General features: G+C 36.8%; 17 protein-coding genes. 13 read left to right on the top strand and 4 right to left on the bottom strand.

The annotated features are described in order from the left end of the window. The first annotated feature begins 17 nt into the window (after positions 1-17). The 5 genes from rfbC to ACTJJF_RS10450 all read left to right on the top strand — a co-directional run bounded on the left by rfbC (position 18) and on the right by ACTJJF_RS10450 (position 4904). On the top strand, positions 18-563 hold the full coding sequence (rfbC, locus tag ACTJJF_RS10430) for a dTDP-4-dehydrorhamnose 3,5-epimerase (RefSeq protein WP_065398960.1): 546 nt from the start codon (positions 18-20) through the stop codon (positions 561-563). 94 nt (positions 564-657) lie between these two features. After that, complete coding sequence (rimO, locus tag ACTJJF_RS10435; protein WP_440699617.1) at positions 658-1959, top strand: 30S ribosomal protein S12 methylthiotransferase RimO; 1302 nt, start codon at positions 658-660, stop codon at positions 1957-1959. Positions 1960-2330: 371 nt separating this feature from the next. Next, positions 2331-3071 carry a hypothetical protein gene (locus tag ACTJJF_RS10440; protein ID WP_440699618.1) on the top strand — a complete coding sequence of 247 codons (741 nt, stop codon included), beginning with the start codon at positions 2331-2333 and terminating at the stop codon, positions 3069-3071. Positions 3072-3073: 2 nt separating this feature from the next. Continuing rightward, complete coding sequence (locus ACTJJF_RS10445) at positions 3074-3805, top strand: hypothetical protein (protein ID WP_312304207.1); 732 nt, start codon at positions 3074-3076, stop codon at positions 3803-3805. A 727-nt stretch (positions 3806-4532) separates the two neighbouring features. Beyond that, positions 4533-4904, top strand: coding sequence for a septal ring lytic transglycosylase RlpA family protein (locus ACTJJF_RS10450; RefSeq protein ID WP_065398957.1), 372 nt, complete (start codon positions 4533-4535; stop codon positions 4902-4904). A gap of 69 nt (positions 4905-4973) precedes the next feature. On the opposite strand, the gene ACTJJF_RS10455 is transcribed toward ACTJJF_RS10450, so the two are convergent. From ACTJJF_RS10455 to ACTJJF_RS10470, 4 genes are all read right to left on the bottom strand, one after another. Next, a complete protein-coding gene (locus tag ACTJJF_RS10455) occupies positions 4974-5738 on the bottom strand; it encodes an exodeoxyribonuclease III (RefSeq protein WP_312304203.1) in 765 nt (254 codons plus the stop codon). A gap of 87 nt (positions 5739-5825) precedes the next feature. Then, a complete protein-coding gene (locus ACTJJF_RS10460) occupies positions 5826-6203 on the bottom strand; it encodes an MliC family protein (RefSeq protein WP_440699619.1) in 378 nt (125 codons plus the stop codon). Between the two features lie 122 nt (positions 6204-6325). Further along, positions 6326-7870, bottom strand: a complete 1545-nt coding sequence (locus ACTJJF_RS10465) for a bifunctional response regulator/alkaline phosphatase family protein (protein WP_065398954.1) — start codon at positions 7868-7870, stop codon at positions 6326-6328. Between the two features lie 132 nt (positions 7871-8002). After that, the gene (locus tag ACTJJF_RS10470; RefSeq protein WP_440699620.1) at positions 8003-9643 is read right to left on the bottom strand and encodes a S41 family peptidase; all 1641 of its coding nucleotides are present in this window, start codon (positions 9641-9643) and stop codon (positions 8003-8005) included. 235 nt (positions 9644-9878) lie between these two features. Between ACTJJF_RS10470 and ACTJJF_RS10475 the strand changes: the two genes are divergently transcribed. From ACTJJF_RS10475 to sucD, 8 genes are all read left to right on the top strand, one after another. After that, entirely contained in the window at positions 9879-11105 is a 1227-nt protein-coding gene (locus ACTJJF_RS10475; RefSeq protein WP_440699621.1) for an HD domain-containing protein, read from the top strand. A gap of 71 nt (positions 11106-11176) precedes the next feature. Next, entirely contained in the window at positions 11177-12208 is a 1032-nt protein-coding gene (gene lpxD / locus ACTJJF_RS10480) for a UDP-3-O-(3-hydroxymyristoyl)glucosamine N-acyltransferase (RefSeq protein ID WP_312302410.1), read from the top strand. Continuing rightward, entirely contained in the window at positions 12201-13598 is a 1398-nt protein-coding gene (locus ACTJJF_RS10485; protein ID WP_312302408.1) for a bifunctional UDP-3-O-[3-hydroxymyristoyl] N-acetylglucosamine deacetylase/3-hydroxyacyl-ACP dehydratase, read from the top strand. The genes lpxD and ACTJJF_RS10485 overlap by 8 nt, the downstream gene beginning before the upstream one ends. Further along, positions 13599-14387, top strand: a complete 789-nt coding sequence (lpxA, locus tag ACTJJF_RS10490) for an acyl-ACP--UDP-N-acetylglucosamine O-acyltransferase (protein ID WP_047095900.1) — start codon at positions 13599-13601, stop codon at positions 14385-14387. It begins immediately after the preceding gene. A 1-nt stretch (position 14388) separates the two neighbouring features. Next, the gene (locus ACTJJF_RS10495) at positions 14389-14739 is read left to right on the top strand and encodes a hypothetical protein (protein ID WP_440699622.1); all 351 of its coding nucleotides are present in this window, start codon (positions 14389-14391) and stop codon (positions 14737-14739) included. Positions 14740-14765: 26 nt separating this feature from the next. Then, positions 14766-15332 carry an elongation factor P gene (gene efp, locus ACTJJF_RS10500; protein ID WP_065398948.1) on the top strand — a complete coding sequence of 189 codons (567 nt, stop codon included), beginning with the start codon at positions 14766-14768 and terminating at the stop codon, positions 15330-15332. Positions 15333-15399: 67 nt separating this feature from the next. Then, positions 15400-16302, top strand: a complete 903-nt coding sequence (locus tag ACTJJF_RS10505; RefSeq protein ID WP_276163102.1) for a UDP-3-O-(3-hydroxymyristoyl)glucosamine N-acyltransferase — start codon at positions 15400-15402, stop codon at positions 16300-16302. A 90-nt stretch (positions 16303-16392) separates the two neighbouring features. Continuing rightward, positions 16393-17265, top strand: a complete 873-nt coding sequence (sucD, locus tag ACTJJF_RS10510) for a succinate--CoA ligase subunit alpha (RefSeq protein ID WP_034735515.1) — start codon at positions 16393-16395, stop codon at positions 17263-17265. The last annotated feature ends 14 nt before the right edge of the window (positions 17266-17279 follow it).

Below are 17279 nucleotides of genomic sequence, written 5' to 3' on the forward strand. Positions count from 1 at the left end.
CTTGTTAGAAATAAATCATGAAAATTAAAGAAACCCCGCTTAAAGATTGTTACATCATAGAGCCTACCGTTTTTGAAGACGAAAGAGGTTACTTTTTTGAAAAGTTCAACGAAAAAAGATTTGAAGAACTCACCGGGATGAATGGCCATTTTGTACAGGACAATATCTCTAAATCATCCTATGGAGTATTAAGAGGTCTTCACCTTCAAAAAGGAGAACATGCGCAGGCAAAATTGGTCTCATGTCTTGAAGGAAGCGTTTGGGATGTGGCGGTAGACCTAAGAGAAGATTCTCCCACATTCGGAAAGTGGTTCGGGATTGAACTTACTGCCGAAAATAAATTGCAGCTATATGTACCAAGAGGTTTCGGACACGGATTTTCTGTATTGAGTACCCATGCCGTATTCTCTTATAAATGCGATAACTTTTACAATAAAGAATCAGAAGGCAGTGTAAAATTCAATGATCCGGATCTCAATATAGACTGGAAAGTTGATGAAAAAGATGCTGTATTATCAGATAAAGATCAGAATGCCCCCGGCTTCAGAGAAAAAAACTTTTAAAGAATGTACTGAAAACCACTTTTCTAAAGTGGTTTTTATTTTTTAATACGAACTCTTTAATATTTCGTATCTTTGCAGACTCAAAATCAAAAAGATGCGTACAAAATCTGTAGGGAAGAAGAAAATCAATGTAGTCACTCTTGGATGTTCCAAGAATGTATATGATTCTGAAGTATTAATGAGCCAGCTGAAAGCCAATGGTAAGGAAGTGGTTCACGAAGACCGTGGGGACATTGTGGTCATCAATACCTGCGGATTTATTGATAATGCCAAAGAAGAATCCATCAATACCATCCTTGATTATGTAGAAGCAAAAAACAGGGGCGAAGTAGAAAAAGTATTCGTTACCGGATGCCTTTCAGAAAGATATAAACCGGATTTGGTAAAAGAAATTCCTGATGTAGACCAGTATTTCGGAACAAGAGACCTTCCAATTCTCTTGAAACACCTTGGTGCTGATTATAAACATGAATTGGTAGGGGAAAGACTTACAACCACTCCTAAGCATTATGCATACCTTAAAATCTCAGAAGGTTGCGACAGACCGTGCTCTTTCTGTGCCATCCCTTTGATGAGAGGAGGCCATATTTCAACACCTATCGAAAAACTGGTTTCTGAAGCTCAGAAATTAGCAAAAAAAGGAACCAAAGAATTGATTCTTATCGCTCAGGATCTTACTTACTACGGATTGGATCTTTATAAAAAGAGAGCATTGGGAGATCTTCTGAAAGAACTGGTAAAAGTAGAAGGAGTAGAATGGATCCGTCTTCACTATGCTTTCCCAAGCGGTTTCCCTGAAGATGTTCTTGATATTATCCGTGAAGAACCTAAAGTTTGTAATTATATAGATATTCCTCTGCAGCACATCAATTCAGATTTGTTGAAATCTATGAAGAGAGGAACTACCCATGAGAAAACAGATGCTCTGCTAGGAAAATTCAGAGAGAAAGTTCCTGATATGGCGATCAGAACAACGCTTATCGTTGGATATCCTGGAGAAACAGAAGAAATATTCCAGGAGCTTAAAGACTGGGTGAGAGAACAGAAGTTTGACAGACTAGGATGTTTCACCTATTCCCATGAAGAAAATACGACCGCCCATGTTCTGGAAGATAATATTCCACAGGAGGTAAAAGAAGCAAGAGTAGAAGAAATCATGGAACTTCAGTCTCAGATTTCCTGGGAAAAGAACCAGGAGAAAATAGGAAAAGTATTCAGATGTATTTTTGACCGTAAAGAAGGAAACTATTTTATCGGTAGAACTGAGTATGATTCTCCGGACGTAGATAATACCGTATTGGTTTCTGCTGAAGACACTTATATTTCAATAGGAGAGTTCGCAGATGTCAAAATTACTTCTGCTGAAGAATTTGACTTATATGGAGAATTGGTCTAAATATAAGCATCTATTAATCAGAATAAAAGGAATTTGGAAAAATAAATATTAAGAAAATTTAACATAATATATAGTAAGATTTTAAAATTTTTATATAATTGGTAATCAGGTTGTTATGGTCGAATGTTGATGTATTTCTCTAATTTTCTTTTACAGAGTATTTGAATTAGAAAATTAAATGTTAAATTTGCGGCATAGGCAATATTTTTAAAACATATGCTTTCAATAAGTTACTATTGAAAACACACTAAAATCCGGTTAAATAAAATATTTTAGAGCCGCTTTTAGTCAAGAAGTAATATTCACAGGTTGAGATGCGTTTTTCTTTGGAAATATTGATGAAAAAAAATAATTAAAATCTTTAAAAACTTATGAAAAAAATTTTATTAACAGCAACTATGCTGGTTTGCTTCACGGCAATTTCCAAAGCTCAGCAAGGGCGAGTGGGGATTAACACAACCACACCTGCCACAACTTTAGATGTAGTAGCAGATCCTACTAATACTTCTAAACCTGATGCCTTACTAGTCCCTCGTCTGACAAGAGCTCAGCTTACAGCTAAAGATGCGGTTTATATTGCAGCACAAAACGGAGCGCTTGCTTTCGTTACTACTATTGACGGTACTGCAAGTACTAAAACTGCCAATATTACAGCTGTAGGTTTTTACTACTATGACTCTCCGTCTACTACATGGAAACCACTAGGTGGTGGTGCTTCAGTGGATACCAGTATTTATGCCGGCGATGGTGTTCTGGCTGGTCCTAGAACTGTAAACCAGTCTAATAATAATTTGACTTTTACTACAGGCACAGGACAATTTATTGTCAACGGAACAAGTAATCTGAAAGGGGCTCAGTATACAAACATCAGGGTAGAGCCTAATGCTAACTTTTCGGTTCAGCCTGGTGACTATATGATTCACTATACTGGTTCTGGAGGAACTGTAACGCTTCCTGCTGCTGCTACAGAGCAGGGACGTGAATTATGCTTCTATGTAGAAACTGCTACTCTAAATACAGGAGCTTTAGGTAACGGAGGAAATGCACAGCCAGGATATGGTACCTGTATTATCTCAAACGGTACAATTTGGATAACTAAAAGCGCACTTTAAAAATGATGAAAAATATATTTACAACAGTTTTAGCTATTGCTAGTGTTTCCCTATCTGCACAGCTAAGAAATAACCTGACACCTGCCAACGGAGCTGTTACTTCAACTACAGCTTTCTTAGATGCTTCATCTTCTACAACATGGAACGGTAGTACGAATAACGGTAAAGGTCTGGTTTTCCCAAGAACCAATCTGGTGTCAATGACAAGTTTAGCAGCTCCGGTTAATGGATTGCCTACTGCTTTTCCTACCTTATTAGATGGTATGATTGTATATAATACTGCAACAGGTACTGCTGCAACCGGTACTGCCGGAGTTTCTGTGGTGCCAGGTTTCTATTACTACGATAACAAAACATCAAATCTTAACGGAGGTACATGGAAGCCATTCAATACAGCTGTAGACCCTAAATTCAACGTAACAAATGCTGCTACAGGAACGGCAACTAATACATTGGTTGACGGAACTCAGGTTTATGCTATTAAAGGACAGTTTACAACTACAGCAGGTTCTACTGCCGTAACGATCACTCCGCCTACCGGTATTACCTCTATGTATGGTATTACAATCTACAAGAAAGCGGGTGTAGGTACAGGAAACGGTAACAAAGTGGTTTACGCAAGAGATTTATATTCATATGATATAGCAACAGGAGCAGCCGTTACAGGTTCTCAAAATATTTCAGTTGTTTATCCTCAGGATACTTATGAGTACATATTAGAATATTTAAAATAATATTTTATTTAATCACATAAAAAAACCAATGAGCAATCATTGGTTTTTGTTTTTATAAGATGGATGGTTTTCGTTTTCCTGATAAAAGAGCCATTGCAATATTTCAATTAAAACAGGTCCCTAAAAATGGATTTTATTCAAAATAAGAGATCAATAAGGGTTTTATAAATCCGCTTATACATTCTGTTTGTCATACAGAAGATTCAGAATGTATGTTCAATGCTGGTTGCTTGGTATGATACTGAAGATAGTAAAGCAGTAAAATGGTGCATTTTTTGAATGTACAATATCATGTTTTGTAAAAAATGAATCCATTTATCGATTTTAACAAAATAAAAGGATGTTAAAAACCATCTTAAGAATAGTGTTGGGTGACTTCAATCGTGTTCTGTCAGAAACTTTTTTACTGATCCGTCATTTAAGACTTTTAAGTTTTTAAGATTGATTTTAGGACTTTATTTTAACTTTTTATATTTTGTATAGTGCTGATTATTAATATTTTATAAATTGTTGTTTTTTAAATTATGCAAGGATTAGTTAATTATATTAACTTTTACGGTGTTTTTTTAACACTTTTTAACAATACGTCTTTAAATCCCTGTTTATAGGGGCTTGCAGTGATCGTTAACATATTTTTAAACTTTTATTAACGGTTTTTAACATATCGAATAGGGACTTGTGAAGATTCCTGATACTTTTGCCCTGTCAAAACCAATAAAAGTTCAAAATGATGAAAAGATTCATTCTCGTAATCATAATGATGATTTCAACCTTAGGTATTTACTCGTTTACAGCAAATGCCTTAGATGCGAAAAAAACAAGTTATGCATCGTACTACCACGATAAATTTAACGGTAGAAAAACAGCTAGTGGAGAAATCTTTGATAACTCAAAGTTTACTGCAGCAAACAGAACGCTTCCATTTGGAACAAACGTTAAGGTAACAAACCTTAAAAATGGTAAAGAGGTAATAGTGAGAATTAATGACAGAGGGCCTTACCATTCATCAAGATCTTTAGACATGTCTAAAGCTGCGTTCGATGAGATCGGAGATATCAGTCATGGTACCATTCCGGTTGAATATGAAATTGTCGATTAATCTTATGATTTAAATTAAAAAAGCCAGCTGATTCAGCTGGTTTTTCGTTTTAGAACTCTGCCTTATATATTATACATCCAATTCCAGCAAAGCAGGACAATGGTCAGAATGCACAGCTTCCTTTAAAATAACAGCCCGGGTAAGTTTATCCTTTAAACTATATGAAGTGAAGTTATAATCAAGTCTCCACCCTTTATTTCTTTCCCTTGAATTTTGTCTGTAGCTCCACCAGGTATAATTATCCGGCTCATTGTTGAAAAACCTGAAACTGTCAATCAGTTCACATTCATTGATGAAATTGGTCATCCATTCCCTTTCCATAGGAAGAAAGCCTGAAACGTTCTTTAACCCGACAGGATTATGAATATCAATAGCCTCGTGGCAGATATTAAAATCACCGGAAATAATCAGGTTGGGAATTTCCTTTTTTAAATTTTTGATGTATTCCAGAAAGTCATGGCAGAACTGCATTTTAAAATCCAGTCTTTCAATATTGGAGGCAGAAGGTACATAGACTGAAATGGCTGAAAAACCGTCAAAATCTGCACGAATGATCCTGCCTTCATTATCGTAGCTTTCAATACCGCAGCCATACTCTACATGGTTGGGTTTTATTTTTGACGCAATTCCGACTCCACTGTAGCCTTTTCTTACTGCCGAGTGCCAATAGCTGTGATACCCCAGTTTTTCAAGGCTTTCGATATCGATCTGATCGTTTCCGGCTTTGCTTTCCTGAATAGATATAATATCCGGATCTGCAGTCTTCAGCCAGCCCAAAAAATCTTTCGTAAATGCTGCCCTGATTCCGTTGACGTTGTAAGTGATTAATCTCATAAACAAAATAAATTTTTTCAAATGTAGGGAAATAAAAAAGCCGGTCTTTAATTTCAAAGCCGACTTTTTATATTTTTAGGAAGTGATTTATTTTTTAAAAACTGTTTTACCATCCTTCGTCAGTTCTATTTCTTCGCCTTTTCCTCTCAGTTCATAATGATCATTCTTATACCATATTCCTGATGCAGGCTTTTGCCCCTGTAGTTCAATTGTTTCATTGTTGAAAACTACTGTAGCCGTATTTTTAGTGTTGTTGAAAGTCATGTCCAACGTTTTTCCACTGCTGTCTTTCGAAGTACTTTTTACAATTTCATCCTGAGTTCCTGTAACAGCTGCTGAATCAGACGGCGTAGAAGCAGCACTGTCTATTGTAGCCGGTGTGGAATCTGTTGCTTTCTTTTCTTTATTACATGAAGTTAAAAATAAGGCTGCGAATGCTGCTGCAATAAAAATGTGCTTTTTCATAAGATTATATTTATTTAAGGTTGCCTTCAAGTATGCAAAATGAATGCCTTAAAAAAAGAGGCGGAAAAAATCATTCGATTTTTTCCGCCTTTAACCCAAAATTAAATAAACTATGAAAAAAACTACTTGGGTTCTAATACACTGATAGGAATGATACATTCTTCCAATGAAATTCCTCCATGCTGATAAGTTTCTTTATAGTAATTTACAAAATGATTATAGTTCTTAGGATAAGCCAGGAATATATTGTTTTTCGCAAAAATATATTTGGAACTTAAATTTCCTTTCGGAAGAAACAGTTTCTCCGGATTGGTGATTGCCCATACATCACTGTCGTCATACGTCAAACTTTTACCGGTCTTGTATCGGATATTAGTGGAGGTTTCCCTGTCACCTACAACTTTACTGGGCTTTTTAACGTATACTGTTCCGTGGTCTGTGGTGATGACCAGTTTGTAACCGTTCTCGGCTGCTGCTTTGATAATCTTTAGCAGAGAAGAGTTTTCAAACCAGTTGAATGTCAGTGAGCGGAAGGTCTTATCATCACGGATGAGCTGGTCCACAATATGATTGTCTGTCTTCGCATGAGAAAGAATATCGATGAAGTTGTAAACAATTACCAGAAGATCATTGTTTTTATGTTGATTGAAATCATCGTAGATCTTTCTTTCAAAATCAGCATTCAGGACTTTCAGATATTTCATTGATTTTGATCCCAGACCAATTCTCTTCATCTGATCTTCAAGGAAATCACGCTCAAATTCATTCTTATTACCTTCTTCATTATCATTGAACCATTTATCCGGAAAACGTTTTTCAATCTCAGACGGCATCAGTCCGGCAAAGAAAGAGTTTCTGGCATATTGAGTGGCTGTAGGAAGGATACTGTAATAATAATCTTCGGATATCTTGTTGTAATATTTTGTAAACAACGGTTCAATTACTTTCCACTGATCGTAGCGAAGATTATCAACCATTAGTAGCAATACTTTCTCCTTTTCAACCTCAGGTTTTATTTTTTCCTTGAAAAGCGTGTGGCTCATCATAGGCTTATCAGAATCTGTAAGCCAGTCTTCGTAATTCTTTTCAATAAACTTGGCAAACTGAATATTGGCTTCTTCCTTCTGAGACTGCAGAAGATCGGCAAATTCATTGTCTGCTACTTTATCAAATTTGATTTCCCAGCTAAGAATCTTTTTATAATATTCAGCCCATTCCTGGTACGTTCTCAAATAAGAAAGCTCCATAGAAAGGTTCCTGAATTCCTGCTGGTATTGTAAAATCGTTTTCTGTTCCACAAGATTATCCTGCTGAAGGTTTTTCTTTAAGGACAGTAAAATCTGGTTAGGATTTACAGGCTTTAATATATAGTCGGCAATCTGAGATCCGATAGCCTCTTCCATAATGTGTTCCTCTTCGCTTTTGGTCACCATTACAATTTTCAGGGAATTATCTTTTTCCTTGATCATGGGAATAGCTTCCAGCCCGGAAATACCCGGCATATTTTCATCAATAAGTGTTAAAGCAAATTTCTCTGAATCCATAAGTTCCAAAGCCTCGTTCACATTATTAACCGGGGTTACCTGGTAACCTTTCTTTTCTAAAAATACGATATGAGGTTTAAGTAAATCTATTTCATCATCGATCCATAATATCTTTTCTGACATAATTTATTTTTTACATGATTATTGTATCAAAATGTTGACCAAATCCTTTTAAAATCTCACAAAATCGAAATATTAAAAGTTAAATATTAGTTAAATGGAAATTCCCTCAGATATTTCACACTTAGTCGCCATTTAATTGGTACTTTTTATATATTCCAAAGCCTTTTCCAGTACTTCGTCTTTTCCGCTTTTCACCCCTTCAACAGTGGGTTTTACAATGATATCGGGAATGATGCCTATTCTTTGTGTTTCCCTTCCATCCGGATAGTATGCGCCAAGACCTGTAAACCTGGTTTCAAGATCAGCAATTTTAAACATAATGACATCTCCGTTGGCTCCCGAAGTATTGCTGCCAATGATTTTAGCTTTCGGGTGCTGCTTAAACATCATTGTGGTAGTCTCTGCCTGGCTCTGGGTATTTTCATCTACTAAAACGATTACATTTCCTTTATAGTATTCAGGATTTTTTCTTCCGGTACTGTTTTTTCTGCTGTAAAATTTTCCGGGATAGCTGGTATCGGGAAAAGTAAACTGATAGTATACGGAAGGTTCCGGAAGTAAAAGGTAACTTAAAGGGATGATGGTTTGCTTCGGATAATTTCTGAGATCAAAGATAATGGATTTTGTCAATTTTAAACTGCTGTACATGTCATCAAGATCTTCTTTCTCAATTATTCCCATATTAACATATCCGGTTTTCTTTTCATGATCAATAAATTTCCACTTTTGCAGGGCCACTGCTTTTTCGTGAAGAATATTTTTTAAGAAGTAAGTTTTAGTTTTGATTTCCAGGTTCTGGCCTTCTCTTTCAATCTTTACAGAAAGAGAGTCATTATTGCTGAAGAGAAGCTTATCTTTTATCTTGTTTACCTTCCCCCAGGAATTGGACGCAGGAATATATTTTCCCAGACTGTTCATTATTTGAGGAATGGTTTTACCCTCAATATCGTAAATGACATCTCCTTTACGGAAGGGGCTTTTATCTCTGGATTTTGTGCTGTTGATTTTAGTAATGACTAGTTTTCCTTCGGCATAGGAATAATCCACAGGTACTTTCCGGTTACCGAATAAACTGTTGTGAATCTCTTTTGAAGAAAGATAAGCATGAGAGTCATCCGTTTTGGCGACAAGTTCTGCTAATGTTAAGTGATAATCTCTATCATTATCAATCATAAGAAACTTAGGAATCATTTCTGTCAGAACGTCATTCCAGTTCTGATCTGTTTCATATTTATAAGGAAAAAAATATTCTGCATAATTCCAATATCGGAATAATTCCAGTAGGCCGGTTGCCCTGGAAGTAAATTTTGAACCGTAAGATTTTTCATTCCTGAAATATATTTTTCTTCCACCTTTTCCAAAATAATGGTTGTCTCCAAGATTTCTGTTGTTTTCAATATATCGGAGTTGTTTAGATACTTTATCAGAGAAAATGTGAGAATTGTCAATCCAGCTCAGATCCAAGTTTTTGAGAAAATATACTTTCTCATCTTTTACTGAACATTCTTTACACGGAGGAACTTCCCCAAGACTTTTAATCCAGTCGGAATAGAGCGTATTCAATGTTTCTTTATCATAAACAGATTCAAGTTCATTCATTTTCTGAAAGAGCTGCTTGTCCCAGTTCAGATTTCCATTTGCAACGTGAGGATGGTAATATTTTAAAAATCCCCAGATTCTGCACAGGGATTCAAGCTTTTGTGTTTCAGTTACAGTTTGAGCAGAAAAGTTTAAACTTAAAAATAGTAAAAGGAAAACAGAGAGGTGTCTCATGAAGGGAATATCGTGTTTTCTCTCAAAGATAATTCTTTACTACAACAGTAGCAAAAAGGTTTTCTAAAAAACTTGTATTGAAGATTCTATGGTTACAGAATTTTGAAAGAAGATGAAAGGGCTTTTTATTAAAAATATCAGGGGCTGGAATTGTTCATTGTAATATTTTAATGGTAATTTAATAAAAGCTTATATTTTAAAATGCCTAACTTTGTTTACTAATACTGACGTTTCAATGCAGAATAAGCTAAAAATCATCAATGATCCCGTTCACGGATTTATCAAAATTCCCCACGAAATTTTATTTGATATCATTGAGCACCCCTATTTTCAGAGATTAAGAAGGATAGGGCAGACCGGACTTTTGAATCTGATTTTCCCGGGAGCTACTCATACAAGATTTCATCACGCTTTAGGAGCAATGCATCTTATGTTTACCGCTTTGGAGACATTGAAGCAGAAAGGGGTGAAAATTTCTGAGGAAGAGGAAAAAGGGGCAATGCTGGCTATTCTGATGCATGATATTGGTCATGGTCCGTTTTCCCATGCTTTGGAAAGTATGCTGATGGATGACTGGCACCACGAAAAATTATCTTTATTGCTGATGAATAAGCTGAATGAGGAATTCAACGGGCAGTTGTCTATGGCTATTGAAATGTTTCAGGGGAAATACCACAGAAAATTTTTTAATCAGCTGATCTCATCTCAATTGGATGTAGACCGGTTGGATTATTTGAAAAGAGACAGCTTTTTTACCGGCGTATCGGAAGGAAATATAAATACCCAAAGAATTATTTCGATGATGAATGTCTGTGAGGAAGGAGAACTGGTAATTGATGCAAAAGGAATTTACTCTATTGAAAATTTCCTTACCGCCAGAATGTTCATGTACTGGCAGGTGTATTATCATAAAACATCAGCTTTGGCAGAGTTTCTTCTGGTGAAGATTCTTGAAAGAGCAAAATATCTGATCTCCCGGGGGGCTGAACTTCCGGCAACAGATCATCTGAAATACTTTCTGTACCGTGGTAAGAGTGCCGCAACAGATGAAGATATAGAAAGATTCACAAAACTTGATGATAACGATGTGATTCAGGCTATGAAAGAATGGCAGAACTCGGAAGATTTTGTATTATCCTACTGGTGCCAATGTGTGATCCAGAGAAATTTACCCAAAACCATCATTTCATCACAACCTTTTCATGAGGAAGTTATTGCTGAGAAAGTGAAAAATACCAACAAATTTTTCGGAATTGATAACGGGCAGGAACTGGTATATGAAATAAAAAGGAAACTTTTACCTTATGATACCGAAAAGCAACCGATTTACCTGTTGCAGAAAAATGGTAAAAAAATGAAACTTCATGAGTCTGAAGATCAGCTTTTATCAGGGCTTATGATCAATAAAACAACCCGTCACATTCTTATGTTTCCAAGAGAGATCTCCCGGATAGACTCTTAAATAATATTAAAATTTACGATCTGAAACCAAAAAATGTTTGCAAATTATAGAATTTCTTATCTTTGCAGAATATGGAATTTACAGCTTCGCAAATTGCAAGTTTTATTGACGGAAAAATAATAGGTGACGAGAATGCACTTATTACAGGGGTTTCACCAATTGAAAATGGGGAATCAGGACATCTGTCTTTTATCGCACAAGATCGGTTTTCTCACTTTTTAGATACCTCAAAGTGCTCTGTTATCATCGTTTCGGAAAAACTTCTGGACAAAAATAATTATATCCCTACCTTAATCGTTGTAAAGGATGCCTACCTTTCTTTTCAGATTCTGATGAATTTGTATCAGGAAATGAAAGGAAGAAAAGAAGGTATTGAAGATGGTTCATCCATCCATGATACAGCTGTGATTGGTGATAAAGCCTATATCGGAGCATTTACCTATGTTTCTGAGAAAGCTAAAATCGGGGAAGGTTCACAGATCTATCCGCATGTGTATATAGGAAAAGGCGTAAAGATCGGCAAAAACTGTAAAATAGACAGTGGTGCCAGAATTTACGATTACTGTATCATCGGAGATAACTGTGTGATTCACTCCAATACGGTAGTAGGAGGTGACGGATTTGGATTTCAGCCAACCGCTGAAGGATTCAAAAAGATTCCGCAGCTGGGAAACGTTATTATTGAAGATGACGTGGAAATTGGTTCCAACTGTAGTATAGACAGGGCTACGATAGGTTCTACCATCATTGGAAAAGGAACGAAAATCGATAATCTGATTCAGATTGCCCACAACGTAAAAATTGGTCAGAACAACGTAATTGCTGCCCAGGCGGGAATTGCCGGTTCTACTACGATCGGTGACTGGAACCAGATCGGAGGTCAGGTAGGCGTTGTAGGACATATCAAAATAGGCAATCAGGTGAAAATTCAGGCTCAGAGTGGTGTAAACTCCAGCGTTAATGACAGGGAAACATTGTATGGCTCGCCGGCAATCAGCTATAATGACTATTTGAGAAGCTATGTTCATTTCAGGAACTTGCCTGGAATCGTAAACAGAATAAATAATCTTGAGAATAACTCAAAAGATAATACTAATGAGTGATATGCAAAAAACACTTCAGGAAGAGGTAACTCTTTCTGGAATTGGTCTTCACACGGGTAAAGAAGTAAAACTTACCATTAAACCTGCCAAAGAAAATACAGGTTTTGTATTTGTAAGAACAGACCTGGAGGGACATCCTCAGGTAGAAGCAGATGTAAATTATGTTGTAGCTACAGAAAGAGGAACTACATTAGAAAAATTAGGGGTAAAGATTACCACTTGCGAACACCTTTTAGCAGCTTTAGTAGGTTGTGATATTGACAACGCAATTTTAGAAATGGATGCTTCCGAGCCTCCGATTTTAGATGGATCCTCAAAGTACTTTGTTGAAGCAATCGAAAGTGTTGGAGTAGCAGAACAAAGTGTAGCAAGAGAATATCTTGTGGTAAAAGAAGTTCTTACATACAGTGATCCGGCTACAGGTTCGGAAATCACAATCATTCCTTCAGATACTTACGAAGTAACTACCATGGTAGATTTTGGGACTAAAGTTTTAGGAACCCAGAATGCCACTCTTAAAAATATTTCAGAATTTAAAGACGAGATCTCATCAGCAAGAACTTTCAGCTTCCTGCATGAATTGGAAATGCTTTTAGATCATGGTTTGATCAAAGGTGGAGATATTTCCAATGCAATCGTATATGTAGATAAAGATCTTACTCCTGAAACAACCGAAAAATTAAAGAAAGCCTTTGGAAAAGACAATGTATCCATCAGACCAAACGGTATTCTTGATAATCTTAACTTAAACTATCCTAACGAAGCGGCAAGACACAAGTTACTTGATGTAATCGGTGACCTTGCTCTGGCAGGAGTAAAAATAAAAGGTAAAGTTATTGCCAACAAACCGGGACACTATGTGAATACCCAGTTTGCGAAAAAACTAAACCGACAGTGGAAATTGCAAAAAAAGAAAAACGTTCCGGATTTTGACCTGACAAAGGAGCCGGTATTCGATATCAACGGAATTATGAAGCTGATGCCTCACAGACCTCCGTTCTTATTAATTGATAAAGTTCTTGAGCTTTCAGACTCACACGTAGTAGGTTTGAAAAATGTGACGATGAACGAGCCGTTCTTCGTAGGACACTTCCCTAAAGAACCCGTAATGCCTGGTGTTCTGCAGGTAGAAGCATTAGCACAGACAGGAGGAATCCTTGTACTGGCCAGTGTTCCCGATCCTGAAAACTATTCTACCTATTTCATCAAAATTGATAAGGTGAAATTCAAAAGAAAAGTAATTCCAGGAGATACGCTTATATTCAAAATTGAATTGATAGAGCCTATCAGAAGAGGAATTGTTCATATGCAGGGGTATGGATATGTAGGAGATACAGTGGCAGTAGAAGCAGAGCTTATGGCTCAAGTTGCAAAAAATAAAGTTGATTAAATGATTCATCAATTAGCAGCCGTAGATAAACGTGCGAAAATCAGCAAAAATGTAATCGTAGAACCTTTCACTACCATTGCAGGGGATGTAGAAATCGGAGAAGGAACATGGATTGGTCCTAATGTAACCATCATGGATGGTGCAAGAATAGGGAAAAATTGTAGGATTTTTCCCGGGACAGTAATCTCTGCAATTCCTCAGGATCTGAAATTTGATGGTGAAGATACCCAGGTAATTATAGGTGATGATACAACAATCAGAGAGTGTGTCACGGTAAACAGAGGTACAAAGGCTTTAGGATATACTAAAATAGGAGCCAACTGCCTTATTATGGCTACTTCGCATATTGCACATGATTGCGTTATTGGAGATCACGTTATCATCGTAAACGGGTGTGGTATTGCAGGACATGTGGAGATTGGAGACTATACAGTAATGGGAGGTTTATCAGCGGTTCACCAATTTGGTAAAATCGGAAAACATGTAATGATTTCCGGAGGTACTCTGGTAAGGAAAGATATTCCGCCTTATGTAAAAGTAGCAAGAGAGCCTATGTCTTATGCGGGGATCAATTCTGTGGGTTTGAGAAGAAGAGGATTTACAAATGAAAAGATCTTCGAAATCCAGAAAATCTACAGAGCAATTTTCCAGATGAAGATGAACGTTTCCCAGGCTATTTCCCATATTGAGAAAGAAATGCTGCCAACGGCTGAAAGAGATGAAATTCTACAGTTTATTCAAAACTCTCCAAGAGGTATCGTAAAAGGATACGGAACCGGAAAAGAATAATATGAAAAAAACGCTTTTGATATTCATGGGCCTGTTTCTTTCTTCCGGCTATGTTTCCGGACAGGTGGAAGGTAAGCTGAACTTGAACCATGATCGTAAAAAACTGGAATTATCAGGTTTGGATCAACAGCAGAATAATCAGACAGAATCATTTTCAAAAAAGAATATAAATCTGAGTATCAGTCAAAGCTTGAATACCCTTTTTATTAAAAATAACGGTTTTAAAAAAGAAACAGATTATTTTAAATCGGATGAAAATGTTTTTGCAAACGAATTTGGGAAAATAAAACTGAATGCATCAGTTACCCGTGATCTCATGGAATCCTATCTGAATATGATTCTGAACAAATAGAATTAAAAAGTAATATAAATAAATTAATGGCAACAAGTAACGATATCAAAAAAGGGCTGTGCATTGAGTATAGCAATGATATTTATAAAGTAATCGAGTTTCTTCACGTAAAACCAGGAAAAGGACCTGCTTTCGTAAGAACAAAATTAAAGTCAGTAACTAACGGTAAAGTAATTGATAATACTTTCTCTGCAGGACATAAAATTGATGAAGTAAAAGTAATCACAAGAAAGTTCCAGTATCTTTATGATGATGAGAACGGGTTCCACTTCATGAACAATGAAGACTTCTCTCAGTTATACATCAACAAAGAGATGATCGAAAATGCTCAGTTTATGAAAGCAGGTGAAGAAGTAACCATCATCCTTAAGGAAGCTGATGAAACTCCACTTTCTGCTGAACTTCCTCAGTCTGTATATCTGGACGTAATTGAAGCTGATCCGGGTGTAAAAGGAAACACTGCAACAAACGCTCTTAAAAATGCAATCGTTGAAACAGGTGCAAGAGTAATGGTTCCTTTGTTCATTGAACCGGGAGACAGAATTAAAGTAAGCACTGAAGACGGAAGCTACTTAGAAAGAGTAAAAGAATAAATACAATCTACATAAATTCGGTTTGCATCAGCAGTCCGAATTTTGTTTTATAAGAAAATCTATTGTTATGAGATTCCATTCTCCGCAAAAGCTTAAAACAATTGCAGATCTGATAGGCTCACAGTTTGTTGGTCCGGAAGACTTTGAAGTATTGGGAACCAATGAAATTCATATGGTGAAACCAGGTGATATTGTTTTTGTAAATCACCCGAAATACTACGATAAAGCACTAAACTCTGCAGCCACTATTATTTTGATCGATAAAGAAGTAGACTGTCCGGAAGGCAAGGCACTTCTGGTTTCTGATGATCCGTTCAGGGACTTTAACAGGATCAATACCCATTTTACAAGAATCTATAATTTCACGGAAGAACTTCACGATGCTGAAATAGGAGAGGGAACAAGAATTCACCATTCCGCAGTCATTGGAAATAATGTGAAAATCGGGAAAAATACCTTAATTTTCCCTAATGTTGTGATTGGAGACAGAACCGAGATTGGTGATAATGTCGTTATTCAGTCCAATACCGTTTTGGGCGGAGATGCCTTCTATTACAGAAAGCTGAACGGAAATTTTGACCGTTTGATTTCAGTAGGAAACGTAGTGATCGAAAATAATGTGGAAATTGGAAACGGATGTACCATTGACAGAGGTGTTACAGATTCCACAGTGATTGGCGAAGGATCAGTTCTGGATAATCAGATTCAGATCGGACATGATACCATCATCGGGAAAAAATGCCTGATCGCTTCTCAGGTCGGAATTGCCGGGTGCTGCATCATTGGCGATGAAGTTACATTATGGGGACAGGTGGGTATTGCTTCAGGGAATAAAATTGAAAGTGGATCTGTACTTCTTGGAAAAACCGGGGTCAACAGAGATCTTGAAAAAGGTACCTATATCGGGATGTTTGCCGAAGATTTCAAGACTTACCTGAAAAAAGAAGTAAAACTGAGAAATCTCAAATAAACAATTCCAAAGGTTTTATCCAAAATCAAAGAAATTTGAGTAAATTTGTGAGCATTAATAAAATAATAAATAAATTAAAACAACAATAAAATGTCAATTTTAGTAAACAAAGATTCTAAAGTAATTGTACAAGGATTTACAGGGAACGAAGGAACTTTCCACGCTGGTCAGATGATTGAATACGGAACAAACGTAGTAGGTGGTGTTACTCCGGGAAAAGGAGGTAGCGAGCACTTAGGAAAGCCGGTATTCAACACAGTAGCTGACGCTGTTGAAAAAGCAGGAGCTAACGTAAGTATCATTTTCGTACCGCCGGCATTCGCAGCAGACGCTATCATGGAAGCTGCTGAAGCAGGGATCAAAGTAATTGTATGTATTACTGAAGGTATTCCTGTAGCTGATATGGTAAAAGTAAAATCTTACATCGCTGACAGAGACTGCAGATTAATCGGACCAAACTGCCCTGGAATCATTACTTCTGAAGAAGCTAAAATTGGTATTATGCCAGGTTTCGTTTTCAAAAAAGGTAAAGTAGGTATCGTTTCAAAATCAGGTACCCTTACTTACGAAGCTGCTGACCAGGTTGTAAGAGCAGGTTACGGTATTTCTACTGCAATCGGTATCGGTGGTGACCCAATCATCGGAACTACTACAAGAGAAGCTTTGGAATTATTCATCAACGATCCTGAAACTGAAGCGGTTGTAATGATCGGTGAAATCGGTGGAGGTCTTGAAGCTGAAGCGGCAAGATGGTACAAAGCAAGCGGATCTACTAAACCGGTTGTAGGATTCATCGCCGGACAAACAGCTCCAAAAGGAAGAACAATGGGACACGCTGGTGCTATCGTAGGTGGTGCAGAAGATACAGCTCAGGCAAAAATGGAAATCATGAGAGAAAACGGTATCAACGTTGTTGATTCTCCTGCTGACATCGGTGCTACTGTAGCTAAAGTTCTAGGATAATATAAAACCAAAAC

This window comes from Chryseobacterium sp. 22458 (assembly GCF_052044975.1).
Classification (GTDB): domain Bacteria; phylum Bacteroidota; class Bacteroidia; order Flavobacteriales; family Weeksellaceae; genus Chryseobacterium.

What these genes read in the sequence shown, in the direction of transcription:
- rfbC (WP_065398960.1), top strand. Translation starts at nt 18, where the DNA reads ATGAAAATTAAAGAAACCCCGCTTAAAGATTGTTACATCATAGAGCCT.
- rimO (WP_440699617.1), top strand. Translation starts at nt 658, where the DNA reads ATGCGTACAAAATCTGTAGGGAAGAAGAAAATCAATGTAGTCACTCTT.
- ACTJJF_RS10440 (WP_440699618.1), top strand. Translation starts at nt 2,331, where the DNA reads ATGAAAAAAATTTTATTAACAGCAACTATGCTGGTTTGCTTCACGGCA.
- ACTJJF_RS10445 (WP_312304207.1), top strand. Translation starts at nt 3,074, where the DNA reads ATGATGAAAAATATATTTACAACAGTTTTAGCTATTGCTAGTGTTTCC.
- ACTJJF_RS10450 (WP_065398957.1), top strand. Translation starts at nt 4,533, where the DNA reads ATGATGAAAAGATTCATTCTCGTAATCATAATGATGATTTCAACCTTA.
- ACTJJF_RS10455 (WP_312304203.1), bottom strand. Translation starts at nt 5,738, where the DNA reads ATGAGATTAATCACTTACAACGTCAACGGAATCAGGGCAGCATTTACG.
- ACTJJF_RS10460 (WP_440699619.1), bottom strand. Translation starts at nt 6,203, where the DNA reads ATGAAAAAGCACATTTTTATTGCAGCAGCATTCGCAGCCTTATTTTTA.
- ACTJJF_RS10465 (WP_065398954.1), bottom strand. Translation starts at nt 7,870, where the DNA reads ATGTCAGAAAAGATATTATGGATCGATGATGAAATAGATTTACTTAAA.
- ACTJJF_RS10470 (WP_440699620.1), bottom strand. Translation starts at nt 9,643, where the DNA reads ATGAGACACCTCTCTGTTTTCCTTTTACTATTTTTAAGTTTAAACTTT.
- ACTJJF_RS10475 (WP_440699621.1), top strand. Translation starts at nt 9,879, where the DNA reads ATGCAGAATAAGCTAAAAATCATCAATGATCCCGTTCACGGATTTATC.
- lpxD (WP_312302410.1), top strand. Translation starts at nt 11,177, where the DNA reads ATGGAATTTACAGCTTCGCAAATTGCAAGTTTTATTGACGGAAAAATA.
- ACTJJF_RS10485 (WP_312302408.1), top strand. Translation starts at nt 12,201, where the DNA reads ATGAGTGATATGCAAAAAACACTTCAGGAAGAGGTAACTCTTTCTGGA.
- lpxA (WP_047095900.1), top strand. Translation starts at nt 13,599, where the DNA reads ATGATTCATCAATTAGCAGCCGTAGATAAACGTGCGAAAATCAGCAAA.
- ACTJJF_RS10495 (WP_440699622.1), top strand. Translation starts at nt 14,389, where the DNA reads ATGAAAAAAACGCTTTTGATATTCATGGGCCTGTTTCTTTCTTCCGGC.
- efp (WP_065398948.1), top strand. Translation starts at nt 14,766, where the DNA reads ATGGCAACAAGTAACGATATCAAAAAAGGGCTGTGCATTGAGTATAGC.
- ACTJJF_RS10505 (WP_276163102.1), top strand. Translation starts at nt 15,400, where the DNA reads ATGAGATTCCATTCTCCGCAAAAGCTTAAAACAATTGCAGATCTGATA.
- sucD (WP_034735515.1), top strand. Translation starts at nt 16,393, where the DNA reads ATGTCAATTTTAGTAAACAAAGATTCTAAAGTAATTGTACAAGGATTT.